The organism is Streptomyces sp. NPDC001732 (genome assembly GCF_053596315.1).
Map to the genome: position 1 here is coordinate 27,717 of NZ_JBSFFY010000005.1, position 15,551 is coordinate 43,267.

Sequence of the window (15,551 nt, forward strand, 5' to 3'; positions counted from 1 at the left end):
GGTCGCCGAGAACAAGGTGTGGGTCAAGTTCACCCCGTGCGCCCGAGGCGTCCCGTACGTCCCGTTCACCCCGTGCCCCCGGCCGACAGGTCCCGCGCCGTGTAGTAGGCCTGGAGTGCGGCCTCGCTGCCGGAGCCCATGGCCGTCATGATGCGTTGGTAGCGGGCCGAGCGGAGGTTGCCGGCGACGATGAGGCGAGGGTGCTGGGTGGTGGGAGGGCAGTAGCCGGAGGGGGCGTGGATCAGGTCTCCGGGTGGGGACGCGGGGGTGCTGCCGAGGGTGAGGAACACGTCGTCGGCGCTCAGCGGGTGTCGATTGCCGTTCCGGTCCAGGAGTCCCGCTGTCACGGACATGGTGTCCGACGGGTGCAGCGTCAGATGTTCGGTGGGGAGCAGGGTGACGCGGGGGTCGTCGCGGATCTCCTCGACTTTGTAGTCGTCGGCCGCCGGGTACGCCACCAGCAGGCGCGTATCGGTGTCCGGGTGGGCGCGCAGGAACGTGCCGATCGGGCGGTCGCCGCCCAGGACGAGGAGGGTGCGCCCCTCCGCCTCCTCCGCTTCGGCCCGCCAGAGCGGGGGCAGGGTGAGGCCGGGCGGGGCGGTGATCCAGGGGACGTCGCGGGGTTGGAGAGGGCCGACTCCGGTGGCGACGATCGCGTGGGGCGCGGTCAGGTGGCGGCCGTCGTCGAGGGTGGCGGTGACGTGGTCGTCGGAGGCGCGCAACTCGGTGACGTAACGGCCGAGTTCGATGCGGCACAGCTCGGTGCCGTGCAGTTCCGCCGTGATGGCGGTGGCCAGGGAGGCGCCTTCGGTGTGGCCGCCGAGGACGTTGTTCAGCGCCGGGATCCGGTACAGGTTGCGGCACAGGGCGTCCGGCTCGACCAGGACCGAGCCCATGCCCACGCTCGCCGCCGTACGGGCCGCCGCGCAGCCGGCCGGCCCTCCGCCCACTATGAGGAGGTCGGTGTCGAAGGGGCGGGACGGGGAGGGCATGAGGTCATTCCAGCACCTCGGTGCCGGTGGGGCGGGCCGTTCCGGGGATGCGTGAGGAGAAACTCGAAGGGCCCGACGCCATGCGCCGGGCCCTTCACAAGAGCGGTAGCGGAGGGATTTGAACCCTCGGTGAGTTTCCCCACACTCGCTTTCGAGGCGAGCTCCTTCGGCCGCTCGGACACGCTACCGAGAGAGAGCTTAGACCATCCCGGGCCGTGGACAGAAATCGGTTCTCGGGGGAGGTGGGAGAAGGGGGTGGGGAGAGGGGGAGGGAGGGTGCCAGGGGGTGCGGAAGAAGGGCGTCAGGGCGTGCGGAAGAAGGTGGTCAGGAGGCTCGCGCACTCCGGTTCCAGGACGCCCTGGATGACTTCGGGGCGGTGGTTGAGGCGGCGGTCGCGCACGAGGTCCCAGAGGGAGCCCGCCGCGCCCGCCTTTTCGTCGCGCGCCCCGTAGACCACCCGGTCCACGCGGGACTGCACCAGTGCGCCCGCGCACATCGTGCAGGGTTCGAGGGTGACGACCAGGGTGCAGCCGGAGAGCCGCCACCGGCCGAGTGCCGCCGCGGCCCGGCGTACGGCGAGGACCTCGGCGTGCGCGGTCGGGTCGCCGGTCGCCTCGCGTTCGTTGTGGCCCGTGGCGAGCAGGGCGCCGTCCGGGCCGAGTACGACGGCGCCGACCGGCACATCGCCGGCCCGCGCCGCCAGGTCGGCCTCGGCCAGGGCGCGGCGCATGTGCGCCCGCCACGGGTCTCTCACGGGGTCGTGCGGTTCCGACGGTCCTTGCGGGTGCGGTGCTTCGCTCACCCGCGGACCTTAACGGACGGTCTCCAGGACCTCGGCCGCGCCCAGCGCGTCCGCGATCTCCGCCAGAGCGTCCGTGCGCAGCATCAGAAGTTCCGCCTCGGGGAGTCCGAGGTCGGCCAGGATCCGGGTGTCGCCGAGGGGCCCCGCCGGTACGGCGTCGGCGTCGAATCCGTCATCGGTATCGGTGTCGGTATCGGTGTCGGTGTCGGTGTCGGTGTTGTTGTCGGGGGCGGTGTCCGGGTCGCCGTCCTCCGTGCCGTCGAGGCCGACGAGCTCCTCGAGGGCGGCGATCGTGTCCTCGGCCCCGGGTTCGCGGCCGAGCAGTTCGTCGGTGAGCAGGATCTCCCCGTAGGAGGAGCGGGCGGCGGCAATGGCGTCCGAGACGAAAATACGGGGGTCGTCCTCACCGTCCACCCGGACGACGCCGAACCAGGCGTCCTCCTGTTCGATGAAGACGAGCACCGTGTCCTCGTCCGCCGAGGCGTCGCGGGCCAGATCCGTCAGGTCGGACAGGGTCTCCACATCGTCGAGTTCCGTGTCGCTCGCTTCCCACCCGTCTTCGGTGCGCGCGAGCAGTGCGGCGAAATACACCGTGACTCTCCCACTTGTCTTAGGGGTGTCGGTCCGGCGGGAGGGCATCCGGTGGCCCGGCTGTCCTGTGCCCCGCCCATCGGAATCGTGGCAGAAACATGGGCTTTGCGAGAGGAGTTCGGCCGTTGAGTCGGCCATCAGTTCTGTCGGACGCCGCCAGCAGGGGGACACGAGCGGCCATTGGGCTCACCAGGGAGGGTGTGCGCCGCACGGTCCGGGTCGCCAGGGGAGGGTGTGCGCCGCACGGCCCTGTCACCAGCGGAAGGTGCGCATGCGCATGGCCTGACGCATCCGGGCGGCCCTGGCCCGGCGTGGCTGGACCCGGTCGCGGAGTGCCTTCGCCTCGTGCAGCTCGCGCAGGAACTGGGCACGCCTCCTGCGGCGCGCCGCGTCGCTCTCCTGATCGTCCTGCGGGACCTGTGTGTCCTGCGGGGCCGGTGCGTCAGGCTGGTCCCGCTTCGACTTTTCCGCGTCGGGCATCGGCTCATCACCCCAAGGCTGGGTCCGGTATGCCCCCACCTTCCCTCCGAACGTGTGGTTGATGCCAGCGCACGAGTGCGGAGGGGCCCGGTTACTGTTGAACGCATGCGGATCCACGTCGTCGACCATCCACTGGTCGCGCACAAGCTCACCACCCTGCGCGACAAGCGCACCGACTCCCCGACTTTCCGGCGGCTCGCCGACGAGCTGGTCACCCTGCTCGCCTACGAGGCCACCCGGGACGTGCGCACCGAACAGGTCGACATCGACACCCCGGTCACCCCGACGACCGGCGTGAAGCTGTCGCACCCGCGCCCGCTGGTCGTGCCGATCCTGCGGGCAGGCCTCGGCATGCTCGACGGCATGGTGCGACTGCTGCCGACCGCCGAGGTGGGCTTCCTGGGCATGATCCGCGACGAGGAGACGCTCCAGGCGTCCACGTACGCGACGCGGATGCCGGAGGACCTCTCGGGCCGCCAGGTGTACGTCCTGGACCCGATGCTGGCCACCGGCGGCACGCTGGTCGCGGCCATCAAGGAACTGATCGGGCGCGGCGCGGACGACGTCACCGCGGTCGTGCTCCTCGCGGCGCCCGAGGGCGTCGAGGTGATGGAGCGCGAGCTGGCCGGTACGCCGGTGACCGTGGTCACCGCCGCGGTCGACGAGCGGCTCAACGAGAACGGCTACATCGTTCCGGGGCTCGGTGACGCGGGCGACCGCATGTACGGCACGGTGGACTGACCGACCGACAGGACTCACTCCGCCGGCACTGTTCGGGACCGCCGGTCCCGGCAGTGTCGGCGGATTTTTTTGATGTGTCCGAAACATCCGGGCTGTTCGGTCGATCAGGCCGGGCGGCCCGGCCCCGTTGGGAGAGCCGTGGCCCTGGAGATGCGCGACCGCTGCGAACGGTGCGGGAGCGCGGTGCCGCCGCAGGACGCGGCCGCCCGCATCTGCTCGTACGAGTGCACCTTCTGCGTGCCCTGCAGCGACCTCATGCGGAACATGCGCCCCAATTGCGGCGGCGAACTCGTGGCGCGCCCCCGGCGCGCACCGGCCCCCGCCACGGCATGGGGAACGGAATCAGGACGGCCGAGGGCCCGGTGACCGTCGGCGGGCCGGCTGTCGGTCAGGACGGTCGGCGGCAGGGTGGTCGTCAGCAGGACGGGGCGGGAGCCGGCTTCGTCAGGGCGGCGAGGGCTGCGGCGGCCGACTGCGGCGTGTTGAACGCCTTGAACTTCGTACCGAGGATCAGGTCGACGTCCGCCGTCTTGCGGGCGTCCGTCTTCGGGGTGGCGCCCTGCAACTGCGTACCGAGGACCGGGAACGAGCCGCTCGTCGCCGACGGGGCGCCCAGCAGCACTCCGGGGCCGGGGACCTTCTTGTCGTACGCGGCCGAGGCGTTGCCCACCTTGCCGATGGTGAAACCGCGCTTCTTCAGTTCGTCGGCGGCCTTCTTGGCGAGCCCGCTGCGGGGCGTCGCGTTGTAGACGTTGACGGTGATCTTCGCGGGCTTCGGCAGCACCTTCGCGGGTGCGGACGGCTTGGCGGACGGGCAGTCCGTCTTGTGGTCGGCGGCACTGGCCTTCGGGTCGCCGCCGGTGAAGACATCGATGAGCTGCATCGTTCCCCAGCCGGCCAGCCCGAGAGCGACCACGGAAGCGGTGGCAGCGAGGATCAGTTTGCCGCGACGCCGGGGGCGGCGCATCCGGGGGTACTTGTCACCCGTGATGCGGTACTTTCCGCCCATGCCGGGGGGAGTGAGCATGCTCATGGGCGCAGCGTAGTGCGACCCGGTGATGATGCCTACTAAATGATCAATGGATCGCGCCCGTCCGAGTGCGAAAGCACCCGAACGAACCCCGGGGGTCCGCGGAGGCGTGCAGCCGCCGTGGTCCGTACGTCTCGTGGCCCGTATGTCTCGCGGGACGTACGGGCCTGCCCGAGGGGCGGTGGCCGGGGGCCGGGGGCGGAAGCCCGCTCCGGTCAGCCGAGTTCGAGTACGCGGGCGTGCAGTACCTGGCGCTGCTGGAGCGCGGCGCGGACCGCGCGGTGCAGACCGTCCTCCAGGTAGAGGTCGCCCTGCCACTTCACGACGTGCGCGAACAGGTCGCCGTAGAACGTCGAGTCCTCGGCGAGGAGGGTTTCGAGGTCCAGATTGCCCTTGGTGGTAACCAGCTGATCGAGGCGGACCGGGCGCGGCGCGACGTCCGCCCACTGCCGGGTGCTTTCCCGGCCGTGGTCGGGATAAGGCCGCCCATTTCCGATGCGCTTGAAGATCACACGGAAAGCCTACCGGGCAGGAGCCTCCGGGCGCAGCCGCGGGGTGGCACTGCGCCGTCGGCGGCAACTCCGCAAAAGCACCCATTGCGGCCATTCCGGGGTGGGGTCCGGGACGAGTGAGGGCGGCGGCACGGGAGGAAGGCGTGCTTCCGGACGAGGGTGACGGTTCCGGCGCGGAGTCGACGCCGGGCAGCAGTTCGAAGAGCAGTGGTTCGAGAGGCGGCAGTGCGACCCCGTCTTCGGGCGGTGATCACGGTCCTGGGCGAGCACGGTGCCCCGTCCTGTCGCGATCCCGGTGCCCGAAGGGGCAGTGGTGGCTGCCCCCGGCCGACGGGGTCCGGGCTGGACGGGGCGTCGGCCCGTCGTGAAGGTGGAGTGGTGAGGCCATCGCGACGTGCCCTCGACCGGGGGCGCGGTCAGGGGAGATGACGATGCACGCACAGGAATGGGACCAGGAGCACGACCACGAGCGGGATCCCGGACATGATCACGACCACGACCACGACGAGGCGCTGCACGCGCCGAGGGCGTCCGAGGAGCGGGGGGCGGCGGACACCCCGCACCTCTACCGTGCCGCAGCCGCGGGGCGGTCCGATGTGGTCGGGACCGGCGGCATGAGCGTGCTTCAGCGCGCCGTCGGAAACAGTGCCGTGGGGGCGATGATCCAGCGGAAGGAGGAGGAGCAGGAGGAACGCTCCCCCGTGCACGACGTGGTCTCCTCCGGCGGAGGGCAGCCCCTGGACACCGACACCCGTGTCGACATGGAGCAGCGGATGGGTGCGGACTTCTCCGACGTGCGCGTCCATACGGACTCCGCGGCGCACGAGTCGGCGAAGGGCGTGGGCGCCCACGCGTACACGGTCGGCAACAACGTGGTCTTCCAGCGGGACGCCTACGACCCGTCCTCGTCGCAGGGCCGCACCACGCTGGCCCATGAGCTGACCCATGTGATCCAGCAGCGCAACGGCCCGGTGGAGGGTACGGAGGCGCCGGGCGGCATCCGGGTGAGCGACCCCTCCGACCGGTTCGAGCGGGAGGCCGTGGCCAACGCCGACCGGGTGCTCTCGGACCCGGCCCCGGCCTCTGATCCGGCCCCGCCCGCGACGGCGGGTCCGGCCGCCGCCCCGGCGCCCGCCGTGCAGCGGGCCGCGACGGAGGACGAGGACGAGCAACCGGCCGACGTGCAGGGCTCGTTCGTCCAGCGGGAGAAGAAGGGCACCGAGGAGGAAGAGGTCCCGCCCGAGTGACGGGGCTTCGGGCGGGCTGCGGCACCTCGCGGTCCGCCCGCCGTGTCCGTTCGGTGCGCAGGTTCGGGACTTCGGCCCGCCTGCCGCGTCAGTCCGCCGTGTCCGTCTTCATCGTGCCGCCGAGGAACAGGGACTCCGCGCACCGCGAGGGGGTCGGGGCGTTCACCGGCTTGCCCACCTTGTGGCAGTCGACGGTCATCGTGACCTTGCCGCCCGCCGGGACCAGGATCGGCGTGACGAAGTGGTAGTCGGAGTCCCGGAAGTTCTCCAGCGCCAGCCGGAGCACGGGCGCGTCCCGGCCGGAGGAGACCACGAGCGTTCCCGCGTCGCCCTGCGGGTTCTGGACCACGATGTCGGTCAGCCGGAAGGTGTGCCCCGCGGGCACCTGCAGCGCCGTCGAAGTGTTCGACCCGCCACCCACCGAGTCCCTGACCTGCACCTGCGCACTGGTCGGGGCCGTGCCCGCGGCGTCCGACGAGCCGTCGGAGCTCGACGAGGGGCTGGGCTTCGGCGAGCCCCCGTTCGCCCCCGAGGAGTCGCCGCCGCCCGACCCCGTCCCGGCCGAGGAACCCTTCTCCGGGGCCTTGCTCTTGTCGGCCGCGGCGGCGGACCGGACCACGTCCGGCGTGACCGCTTCCCGGGCCGCCGACTTCACGGTGGGGCGCAGCAGCGCGTACCAGAGCCCGACCAGCGCGATCAGCAGGACGGCCGCGGTGATCAGGGCCCGGGGCAGCCAGCGCGGCAGGATCGGTTCCTGCTGGTAGGAGCCGTCCACGAGCACCGCGGCGGCCGGTTCCTGACCCTCCGCCACATCGGGGGTGGCGACCACCTGGAAGGGGTGCGTGACCGCCGTGCCGCGCCACACGCGCTTGGCCGGTCGTATCCGCACCTTCCCGAACTCCGCCCGGCCGGCCTCGATCCGCAGCTCGTCGGAGGCGAACGAGACCCGGGCCCGTTCCGTACCCGACCGGGACCCCAGCCGTACCGTGACCGGGGCGTTTCCCCGGTTGTCCACGGCGATCCGGTGCCGGCCCCGCCAGGCGCCGTGCGAACTGCGCGGCACCAGGTCGGCGGTCGTCTCGATGAAGGGCAGTACGGTCACCCGACCCTCGGGCACCACCGTGTCGCCCTGCTCGCTGGTGGGCACCACCCGTATCCCGAAGGGCGTGTCCCCCGCGGGCACGGTCGAATCGCGGGGCGGGCGCAGCACGAAGGAGACCGTCTGCGAGTCGCCCGGATACAGGGACAGGGTCGCCGGCTCGACCGTCGACCAGGCGGCGCACGCGCCGACCACCTCGAAGCGGTACTCCTCGACGGTGCTGCCGGAGTTGAGGATCCGCAGGGGGATGGCCGTCTCCTCGCCCGGTGCGGCGGTGACGGACGAATCGTCGAGGCTTGCCGTGAGACTCATAGGGCGCACCGTAGGATCGCCGCAGAACGCCGCCATCGGCCGGGAAGGAACACTTCCGGGCAGATTCTGTGCCCGGATCGGCTTTCTTGTTTCCCTGTAGGGATACGCGGGCATCTTTTGACCGCCTCAGATGATTGAGGCATACGAAAACAGCCGTGTCGGTTGTGTTCGCTGTGACGTCATGGCTGTTGCCCAGGGGGAGCATTGCCATGGAGCGAACAACTGTCGCGTTGAGAGCCCAGGACCCGATTTCGCAGGCGGGCGTGGCCAGCCAGTTACGTACCCGACCCGAGGTAAGTGTCACGGAATGGGGGGAAGGCGATGCCTCCCCCCAGATTGTTGTTGTCGTCGTGGACGCGGTCGACGAGGAAGTGCTGACGATGCTGCGCCACATCCAGCGCACCAGCACCTCGCGCACCGTCCTGGTCACCACGGACATCGACGAGCAGAAACTGGTGAGCGCCGCCGAGTGCGGGGTCGCCGGTGTGGTCAGGCGCTCCGAGGCGACTCCGGAGCATCTGGTGCAGGTCATCGGGACGGTGGCGCGGGGCGAGGGCCATCTTCCTTCCGACCTGCTGGGAAGACTGTTGGAGGAGGTGGGCCGCCTCCAGGGACAGGTGCTCGGCCCCCGCGGGCTGCATTTCACCGGGCTCGCGGCGCGTGAGGTGGATGTGCTGAGGCTGGTCGCGGAGGGGTACGACACTGCCGACATCGCGACGAAGCTGGCCTACTCCGAGCGCACGATCAAGAACGTGCTGCATTCGGTGATGACCCGGCTGCAGCTGCGGAACCGGTCGCACGCGGTGGCGTACGCGATGCGGCAGGGGCTGATCTGACCCCCATCTGCACACCCGCCCGCACGCCTGTCCGCGCGCCCGTCCACGCGGGTGCGGGCGGTACTTCGGCAGGTCCCGTGGTAGGCCCCGTTGCCCTTTCGTGCAGCGGGGCCTACCCAGGGATGTGACTCCCGCACCGCTGTGCGCGGGCCGCGCCTGCGGGACCGTGAGGTCCGGTATGCCGGTCGGCGAGGGTGGGGGAGGACTTCCGTGCGCTGGTTCCAGCCACTTCAGCGGGGACCGCGGCCGGGTCGGCCGGCCCGGCCTCGACTCCGGCCTCGGCCTCGGTCTTGGTCCTGGACCCGGCCCCGACTTCGCTCCCGGCCGTCTGCTTCGCGCCGCACTCCTGCCGCGTTCCGTGTCCCGGCCCTCGTGCTGCTTCTCGTGGCGACCGGGATCGCTCCCGGATCGGCCGTCACGCCCGGGGTGCCGACGGTCGCGGTGCCCGAACCCTGGGTCACCCCGGCCGAGTTCACCGACGCGGTCGACCCGGGCGGCTCCACGGGCGTGGACAAGCAGGTGCGTACCCCGGCGATTCCGCCGAGGCCGGACGTGATCCTGCTGGTGGACGGCACGGGCAGCATGGATGTCCCCATCCGGCGGGTGAAGGAACGGATCCCCGAGATCACGAAGGCGATCCGTGACGAGCAGGAGGATTCGCGCTTCGCCGTGGCCACCTTCGGCGACGAGAAGGCGGACCCGCCCGAGGCCGGCTTCAAGGTGCTGCAAGGGCTGACCTACGACCTGGGCGAGGTGCAGACGGGCGTCAACCAGCTCAAGGCCGACATGGGCGCCTACAGCATCGGTCCGCCCGAGGACTGGATCTACGCCCTGTGGAAGCTGGCCAACGGCGGTGACGGGAAGACCGTGTTCCGCCCCGACTCCAGCCCCGTTGTCGTGCTGGTCGGTGACGCCTCCAGTCACGAACCCAGCAACGGCCGGTCGTTCAGCGAGGCCGAGTTCGCCCTTCAGGACGCGGGGGTGCGGCTGATCGCGGTCGGTCTGACCAGCGACAAGGGCGACGGCCTCAACGGAAACGGCCGCATACCCCAGTACCCCAACGACAAAGAACACCCGCCGGACCAGGCCCGGCGCCTGGTGGCCGCCACCAACGGCCGGATGCTCGAAGGCATCGAAGGCAACGACGTCGTGGACGCCATCATCGAGGGGCTCAGCAACCTCCCCACCAACGTGAGTTACCGCCTGGACAACTGTGATCCGCATCTGTCCATCAGCCTCGAACCGCCCACCCAGCGGCTCACCAGCGGGGAAGCGGCGCACTTCGCGGAGAACATCGACGTCTCCGCCGACGCGCCCCAGGGCACCCGGCTGAGCTGCACCGTCCAGTTCCTGATGGGCACCCAGGCCCCGGGCACGGACACCATCGGCCCGGCCGCCGCGGCCGACCCGGACTTCCAGGAACAGATCCACATCGACGTGAACGACATCGACGCGCCCGTCGTCACCGTGGACGACCTGACCGTCCGGGCCAAGGACGACGAGGGCGCGCGCGTGACGTACGGGGCCACCGCCCAGGACGCCACCGACGGCACGCTCCCGGTGACCTGCACCCCCGCCTCCGGTTCGCTCTTCCCGGTCGGCCGCACCACGGTGACCTGCTCGGCGACCGACTCGGCGGGCAACACGGGGACGGACACGGCGGAGATCGAGGTGCTCGAAGCCCCCGTGCCGCCCTCGGCGGACGTGGCGGTGAAGGTGGACGTCGGCCCGGACCGTACGTACACCGGCCGTCCGGCCCGTGCACGCTTCACCCTCACCAACGCCGGCCCGGACCCGGCGACCGGGGTGGTCCTCGGCTCCACCTGGCCGAAACCGTCCAGGGCGAAGGACCGCAGCCTGCCCGCCCTGTCCCGGTGCACGGCCGCCGCTCCGTGCACCGTCCCGGCCGGGGGCCGCCTCGTGGTGACCCAGACGGCGACGTACGAGGCGGCGATCACCGGTGACGTACGGGCCACCGTGCGAGGCACGCTGCCGGACCGTCGGAAGGCCGACAACCGGGACACCGACCGGCTGCGCGTGCTGAAACCCTCGCTGACCGTCACGCCCCAGGTCGTCAAGCCGGGTCAGGTGGTCCTGGCGCGCGGCAAGGACTATCCGCCGGGGCAGACCGTACGTTTCACGTGGAACATCGGGATCACCGCCGAGATGTCCGGTGCGATCGTGGGACGCGACGGCACCTTCGAGGTCCAGATACCGGTCCTGCGCAAGGACAAGCTCGGTCCGCGGAAGCTCCGCGTGGACACCCGGGACATCGACCGGCTGCAGAAGCCGGTCCTGGTGGTCCAGCGCAATCTGCAGCCACCGGACTTCGCGGGCCGCGCATGAGCGCCGGTGACCGTACGGGAGTGATCAGGTGATCCACGAGGTCGACGACGTACTGCGGGCCCTGATCAGGTCGGAGGTGCTCGAAGGCGGCCAGATCGCGGTGGTCTTCGACGCCCCGACCCGGGAGTGGGCGGCGAAGGTCAACGCGCCCATGGTCAACCTGTACCTCTACGACATCCGCGAGGACATGCGCAGGCGCGAGCGGGGCCTGCACAACGACTACGACGAGCGCGGCGTGATCGTCGCGCGCCGCCGCCCGCCCCGCTTCTTCAAGCTGTCGTACCTGATCACGGCATGGACCAAGCGCCCGGAGGACGAGCACCGGCTGCTCTCGTCGCTGCTCGGCTGTCTGCTGCGGCACGAGGCGCTGCCGCCGGAGCGGCTGACGGGCACTCTGGCCGAGATCGGGGCGCCCGTCCCGATGTCGATCGCGCTGCCGCCGCCGGAGGACCGCTCGTTCGCCGATGTGTGGAGCGCGCTGGGCGGGGAGCTGAAGCCCTCGCTGGACCTGGTGGTCAGCGTGCCGGTGACCGCCTCGCCGAGCTATGTGGCCGGTCCGCCGGTCGGGGACGAGGGGGTGCTGGCCCGCTTCGGGGACGTGCCCGAGAGGGCCGAGCCCGTATCGGAACCGATGCCGGGGCGCGGGGGCCTCCCGGTGTACGGAGGCCGCCCGGGACGACCGGGCGGGGACACCGCGTCGCGCGCGCGTGATGCGGACCGACGACGCGGCCTGTCCCTCCGCATCACGGAGACCCGGAAGGCCCGTACGACCCGTGCGACCCGTACGACCCGTGCGGAGGGCAGCGCGGAGATCCGTGCGGCCCGTGCGGAGGACAGTGCGGAGATCCGTGCGGCCCGTGCGGAGGACAGTGCGGAAGACCCGTACGAGGCACAGCGCGGAACGACCACTACGGAGGACAGCGCGGAATGACCACCCCGGGCGACCCGAACCTGCGCCACCTCCTCGCCCGCGCGGTGGCGGTGGAGCAGCGCATCCGACGAGCGGTCGAGGCCCGCCGGCTCACCGATCCGGACCCGGACGACGCCTTCCGCGGCCTCTACCTCACGGACGAGAACATCGCCCGCCTGCTGGACGCGGACGAGGCCCGCGCCTATCCGTCCCCCGTCCCGGACTCCGGTGAAGTGCCGACGGGACCGGACTTTGGTGAGGTGCCGGTGGGGCCGGACTCCGGTGGAATGCCGGTGGGGCCGGACTTTGGTGAGGCGTCGGGGGAACGGTCCAGACTGACGTCCCTGGCGGACGAGTTCGGCCTCACCCCCCTCGACGTCGAGATCCTCCTCATCACGCTCGTACCGGATCTCGACGACCGTTTCGAGGCGTTCTACGGTTACCTGAACGACGACGTCACCCGCCGCCGCCCGTCCATCGGCCTGGCGCTGGGCCTGTGCGGGCTGTCCCCCGCCGACCAGGAGGCACGCGGCCGGCTGGCGGCCCTCGCACCCCTCCGCGAGGGCCGCCTCCTCCTGGTCGAGGACCTGGACCGCCCGTTCCTGAGCCGTGCGCTCCGCGTCCCCGACCGCGTCACCGCGCACCTCCTGGGCGACGACACCGCCGACCCGCGCCTGACCGGTCTCCTCGCCCCCTGGCACGCCGTACCGGGGGTCGGCGACCCGGCCCCGCTGGCGGCGGCCCTCGCCCACGGCGCCTCGCCCGCCTATCTGCGCGAGGACCAGGGCGGCGCGGGCACGGCCCTCGCGGCCTCCGCGCTGACCCTCGCGGGCCATCGGGTCCTGGGCCTGGACCTGGCGCGGCTGGCCGAGGACCCGGCCCCCGCCGAGGCGGTCCGTTCCCTGGTTCGCGAGGCCCGGCTGACCGGCGCCGGGGTGGTCTGCGCCCCGCTCGACGCGGTCTGCCGCGAGCACCCGGAGCTCCTGCGGCTCCTCACCGGCACCCCGGTCCCCACGATCCTGGTGGGCCGGGCGCCCTGGGACGCGTCCTGGTCCGCCGCCCCGCCCCTCCTGCTGCACGCGCCCCGCGTGGAACCCGCGACCAGAGCCGCCCTCTGGACCGACGCGTACGCCGCCCCCGTCCCCGGAACCATCGACGTGGACCGGCTGCTCTCGCCGTTCCTCCTCACCCCGGAACAGATCACCCGCGCCGCCCGGGGCGCCGCCCGCACCACCCATCTGGACGGCGGCACCCTCACCGCCGACCACGTCCGCCAGGGCGCCCGCGCCCAGAACGCGGCGGGCCTGGACCGGCTGGCCCGCCGCATCGAACCCTCCGTCACCTGGGACGACCTCGTCCTCCCCCCGGACACCCACGCCCAGCTCCGCGAACTCACCGCCCGCGCACGCCACCGCGACCGGGTCCTGGGGGAGTGGGGCATGCGCCCCGGAGGCGGCAGGGGCCGGGGCGTGTCGGCGCTCTTCGCGGGCGACTCCGGCACCGGCAAGACGATGTCCGCCGAGGTGATGGCAGCGGACCTGGGCCTGGACCTCTACACGGTCGATCTGGCGACGGTGATCGACAAGTACGTGGGCGAGACGGAGAAGAACCTGGAACGGATCTTCTCCGAGGCCGCGGGCGTGAACGGGGTCCTCCTCTTCGACGAGGCGGACGCGATCTTCGGCAAACGCTCGGACGTGAAGGACGCCCATGACCGCTACGCGAACGTCGAGAGCGCGTACCTCCTCCAGCGCATGGAGTCCTTCGACGGCCTGGCCATCCTCGCCACCAACCTCCGGGCCAACCTGGACGACGCCTTCACCCGCCGTCTGGACCTGGTCGTCGACTTCCCGGTCCCGGACCCCGAACAGCGCCTCCTGCTGTGGGAACGCTGCCTGGGGCCGGTGCTTCCCCGGGGGCGGGACCTGGACCTGGACTTCTGCGCGGAGAACTTCGAGCTGGCGGGCGGCAACATCCGCTCGATCGCAGTGACGGCCGCCTACCTGGCGGCGGACACGGACGGGCCGGTGACGATGGCGACCCTGATCCACGCGGTCCAGCGCGAGTACCAGAAACTGGGCCGGCTGACGCTGGCCTCGGAGTTCGGGCCGTACCTGGAGCTGCTGACGTGAGGCGCGGGGCCCCGCCCGGCCGGTGTGTGCCCTTGCGCCGAGCCGGAGTTGGCGCGACCGTGGTCGGGGCCGACGGGCGAACCGCCCCGGCCCTCTCCGTACGGTGACGGGAGCCGGTGTGACCGCAACGCTCGTTCTGCCCCACGAACTGCACGGCGACGGACCGCACAAGGTGATCGCGGTGCACGGCTGGCTCGCCGACCGTTCCGCGTATGCCCCCGTGGTGCCGGACCTCGACCTCGCCTCGTTCCAGTACGCGGTGGTGGACCTGCGGGGATACGGCGAGGCCAGGGACGCGGGCGGCGCGTACACGACGGCCGAGGGGGCCGAGGACGTGATCGCGCTGGCCGACCGGCTCGGCTGGGAACGGTTCTCGCTGATCGGCCACTCGATGGGCGGCTCCGTCGTCCAGCGGGCCCTGGCCGCCGCACCGGACCGGGTGCGCAGGATCGTCGGGGTCTCGCCCGTCCCCGCCTCCGGTCTTCCCTTCCCGCCCGAGCAGTGGGAACTGTTCGCCGGGGCGGCGCACGCCCCGCAGAATCGGCGGATCATCCTCGACATCACTACCGGAGGCCGACGCCCGGCGGGCTGGCTGGACCGCATGGTGCGCCGCTCGCTCGAACGCAGCGACGCCAAGGCGTTCCGGGCCTGGCTGGACTCCTGGGCGGGTGAGGACTTCCACGAGCAGGTCGAAGGCTCACCCGTGCCCGCGCTGGCCGTCGTGGGCGCGCTGGACCCGGCGCTGTCCGCCGAGTTGCAGCGCGCCACCTGGATGCGCTGGTTCCCGCGGGCCGAACTGGTGGAGCTGCCCTCGTGCGGCCACTACGCGATGGACGAGTCCCCGCTCGACCTGATCCGCGTGGTGGAGGACTTCCTGCGGGCGGACGCGGGCGAGGGCGCGTGAGCGGTTCCGCGCCTGCCCCTGTTCCCGTGCCGGACGTCTTCGACCCGCGGTTGTACGGCCGGGGCATCCCCCACGACCGTTACCGCCTCCTGCGCGACCACCACCCCGTGGCGTGGCAGGAGGAACCGGAGGTGCTCGGCTGGCCCGCGGGCCCCGGCTTCTGGGCGGTCACCCGGCACGCGGATGTGGTCCGGGTCCTGAAGGACTCCGCGACGTACTCCTCGTACCTGGGCGCCACCCAGATCCGCGACCCGGACCCCGCCGACCTGCCGTTCATCCGCCGCATGATGCTCAGCTCTGAGCCCGAGCTTCGAGAGTCGGGATTCGGCTTTCGAGTCTCGGGGAGGGCTTGTTCACTCGTTCGTGGGTATGGGAGGGGGCTTGGGGGCGGGGCTTGAGCTTCGGGCTTCGGGCGTCGGGATTCGAGCGGTGTTGGTCAACCGATGGGGGAAACAAGGGGGTCGGGGAAACCTTCCCGCCCTCCCAGACCCGTTACGGCGAGCAAGTATGACTAATTTTGACCGACTTGCGGCGCGGAGTTGCGGGTGCTTACGGTGCCCAACGTAACGACCCCGGACGCGGTGTTAGACGCACCGGCCGGGGTCTGACCCCAAGA

Annotated in this window: 15 protein-coding genes, 1 tRNA gene and 2 pseudogenes; 9 read left to right on the forward strand and 9 right to left on the reverse strand. The window is 71.7% G+C overall.

Annotated elements, in window-relative coordinates; all coding sequences use genetic code 11:
* Positions 1 to 65 precede the first annotated feature (65 nt).
* The 5 genes from ACWCXX_RS07825 to ACWCXX_RS07845 form a co-directional block, all read right to left on the reverse strand.
* Complete coding sequence (locus ACWCXX_RS07825) at positions 66 to 992, reverse strand: FAD-dependent oxidoreductase (RefSeq protein ID WP_451125425.1); 927 nt, start codon at positions 990 to 992, stop codon at positions 66 to 68.
* Between the two features lie 103 nt (positions 993 to 1,095).
* Positions 1,096 to 1,180, reverse strand: a tRNA-Ser gene (locus ACWCXX_RS07830).
* A gap of 114 nt (positions 1,181 to 1,294) precedes the next feature.
* Complete coding sequence (gene tadA, locus ACWCXX_RS07835) at positions 1,295 to 1,795, reverse strand: tRNA adenosine(34) deaminase TadA (protein WP_451125427.1); 501 nt, start codon at positions 1,793 to 1,795, stop codon at positions 1,295 to 1,297.
* A gap of 9 nt (positions 1,796 to 1,804) precedes the next feature.
* Entirely contained in the window at positions 1,805 to 2,386 is a 582-nt protein-coding gene (locus ACWCXX_RS07840; RefSeq protein WP_451125429.1) for a tRNA adenosine deaminase-associated protein, read from the reverse strand.
* Between the two features lie 252 nt (positions 2,387 to 2,638).
* Positions 2,639 to 2,866 (reverse strand): hypothetical protein, encoded by a 228-nt coding sequence (locus ACWCXX_RS07845; protein WP_451125431.1) that lies wholly within the window; start codon positions 2,864 to 2,866, stop codon positions 2,639 to 2,641.
* A gap of 105 nt (positions 2,867 to 2,971) precedes the next feature.
* On the opposite strand from ACWCXX_RS07845, the gene upp reads away from it, so the two are divergent.
* Positions 2,972 to 3,607: a uracil phosphoribosyltransferase gene (gene upp, locus ACWCXX_RS07850; protein ID WP_451125433.1), complete on the forward strand. Its 636-nt coding sequence runs from the start codon at positions 2,972 to 2,974 to the stop codon at positions 3,605 to 3,607.
* A 104-nt stretch (positions 3,608 to 3,711) separates the two neighbouring features.
* Here upp and ACWCXX_RS07855 read toward each other — a convergent pair whose 3' ends face one another.
* Entirely contained in the window at positions 3,712 to 3,864 is a 153-nt protein-coding gene (locus ACWCXX_RS07855; protein ID WP_451125653.1) for a hypothetical protein, read from the reverse strand.
* On the opposite strand from ACWCXX_RS07855, the gene ACWCXX_RS07860 reads away from it, so the two are divergent.
* The gene (locus ACWCXX_RS07860) at positions 3,791 to 3,973 is read left to right on the forward strand and encodes a DUF1272 domain-containing protein (protein ID WP_451125641.1); all 183 of its coding nucleotides are present in this window, start codon (positions 3,791 to 3,793) and stop codon (positions 3,971 to 3,973) included. The two genes, ACWCXX_RS07855 and ACWCXX_RS07860, sit on opposite strands and share 74 nt — an antisense overlap.
* A gap of 49 nt (positions 3,974 to 4,022) precedes the next feature.
* Here ACWCXX_RS07860 and ACWCXX_RS07865 read toward each other — a convergent pair whose 3' ends face one another.
* Both ACWCXX_RS07865 and ACWCXX_RS07870 read right to left on the reverse strand, forming a co-directional pair.
* Positions 4,023 to 4,616, reverse strand: a complete 594-nt coding sequence (locus ACWCXX_RS07865; RefSeq protein WP_451125642.1) for a LytR C-terminal domain-containing protein — start codon at positions 4,614 to 4,616, stop codon at positions 4,023 to 4,025.
* Between the two features lie 236 nt (positions 4,617 to 4,852).
* Positions 4,853 to 5,149, reverse strand: a complete 297-nt coding sequence (locus ACWCXX_RS07870) for a type II toxin-antitoxin system VapB family antitoxin (RefSeq protein WP_072488263.1) — start codon at positions 5,147 to 5,149, stop codon at positions 4,853 to 4,855.
* A 425-nt stretch (positions 5,150 to 5,574) separates the two neighbouring features.
* Here ACWCXX_RS07870 and ACWCXX_RS07875 point away from each other — a divergent pair, with 425 nt between their 5' ends.
* Entirely contained in the window at positions 5,575 to 6,396 is an 822-nt protein-coding gene (locus tag ACWCXX_RS07875) for an eCIS core domain-containing protein (RefSeq protein WP_451125435.1), read from the forward strand.
* Positions 6,397 to 6,484: 88 nt separating this feature from the next.
* Here ACWCXX_RS07875 and ACWCXX_RS07880 read toward each other — a convergent pair whose 3' ends face one another.
* Entirely contained in the window at positions 6,485 to 7,807 is a 1,323-nt protein-coding gene (locus ACWCXX_RS07880) for a COG1470 family protein (protein WP_451125437.1), read from the reverse strand.
* Positions 7,808 to 8,016: 209 nt separating this feature from the next.
* Between ACWCXX_RS07880 and ACWCXX_RS07885 the strand changes: the two genes are divergently transcribed.
* From ACWCXX_RS07885 to ACWCXX_RS07910, 6 genes and pseudogenes are all read left to right on the forward strand, one after another.
* Positions 8,017 to 8,643: a response regulator transcription factor gene (locus ACWCXX_RS07885; RefSeq protein WP_451125439.1), complete on the forward strand. Its 627-nt coding sequence runs from the start codon at positions 8,017 to 8,019 to the stop codon at positions 8,641 to 8,643.
* A gap of 372 nt (positions 8,644 to 9,015) precedes the next feature.
* Positions 9,016 to 10,989 carry an HYR domain-containing protein gene (locus tag ACWCXX_RS07890; protein ID WP_451125441.1) on the forward strand — a complete coding sequence of 658 codons (1,974 nt, stop codon included), beginning with the start codon at positions 9,016 to 9,018 and terminating at the stop codon, positions 10,987 to 10,989.
* Positions 10,990 to 11,017: 28 nt separating this feature from the next.
* Positions 11,018 to 11,749: pseudogene (locus ACWCXX_RS07895) on the forward strand (DUF4255 domain-containing protein); the annotation flags it as partial.
* A gap of 167 nt (positions 11,750 to 11,916) precedes the next feature.
* Complete coding sequence (locus ACWCXX_RS07900; RefSeq protein WP_451125443.1) at positions 11,917 to 14,031, forward strand: ATP-binding protein; 2,115 nt, start codon at positions 11,917 to 11,919, stop codon at positions 14,029 to 14,031.
* A gap of 118 nt (positions 14,032 to 14,149) precedes the next feature.
* Positions 14,150 to 14,935: an alpha/beta fold hydrolase gene (locus tag ACWCXX_RS07905; RefSeq protein ID WP_451125445.1), complete on the forward strand. Its 786-nt coding sequence runs from the start codon at positions 14,150 to 14,152 to the stop codon at positions 14,933 to 14,935.
* Positions 14,932 to 15,240 (forward strand): annotated as a pseudogene (locus ACWCXX_RS07910) (cytochrome P450); the annotation flags it as partial. The gene ACWCXX_RS07905 and the pseudogene ACWCXX_RS07910, both read left to right, overlap by 4 nt.
* Positions 15,241 to 15,551 lie beyond the last annotated feature (311 nt).

Excerpts from the sequence above, each read along its gene's own strand:
- ACWCXX_RS07825 (WP_451125425.1), bottom strand. The coding sequence starts at position 992 with ATGCCCTCCCCGTCCCGCCCCTTCGACACCGACCTCCTCATAGTGGGC.
- ACWCXX_RS07845 (WP_451125431.1), bottom strand. The coding sequence starts at position 2,866 with ATGCCCGACGCGGAAAAGTCGAAGCGGGACCAGCCTGACGCACCGGCC.
- upp (WP_451125433.1), top strand. The coding sequence starts at position 2,972 with ATGCGGATCCACGTCGTCGACCATCCACTGGTCGCGCACAAGCTCACC.
- ACWCXX_RS07855 (WP_451125653.1), bottom strand. The coding sequence starts at position 3,864 with ATGAGGTCGCTGCAGGGCACGCAGAAGGTGCACTCGTACGAGCAGATG.
- ACWCXX_RS07865 (WP_451125642.1), bottom strand. The coding sequence starts at position 4,616 with ATGGGCGGAAAGTACCGCATCACGGGTGACAAGTACCCCCGGATGCGC.
- ACWCXX_RS07875 (WP_451125435.1), top strand. The coding sequence starts at position 5,575 with ATGACGATGCACGCACAGGAATGGGACCAGGAGCACGACCACGAGCGG.
- ACWCXX_RS07880 (WP_451125437.1), bottom strand. The coding sequence starts at position 7,807 with ATGAGTCTCACGGCAAGCCTCGACGATTCGTCCGTCACCGCCGCACCG.
- ACWCXX_RS07885 (WP_451125439.1), top strand. The coding sequence starts at position 8,017 with ATGGAGCGAACAACTGTCGCGTTGAGAGCCCAGGACCCGATTTCGCAG.
- ACWCXX_RS07900 (WP_451125443.1), top strand. The coding sequence starts at position 11,917 with ATGACCACCCCGGGCGACCCGAACCTGCGCCACCTCCTCGCCCGCGCG.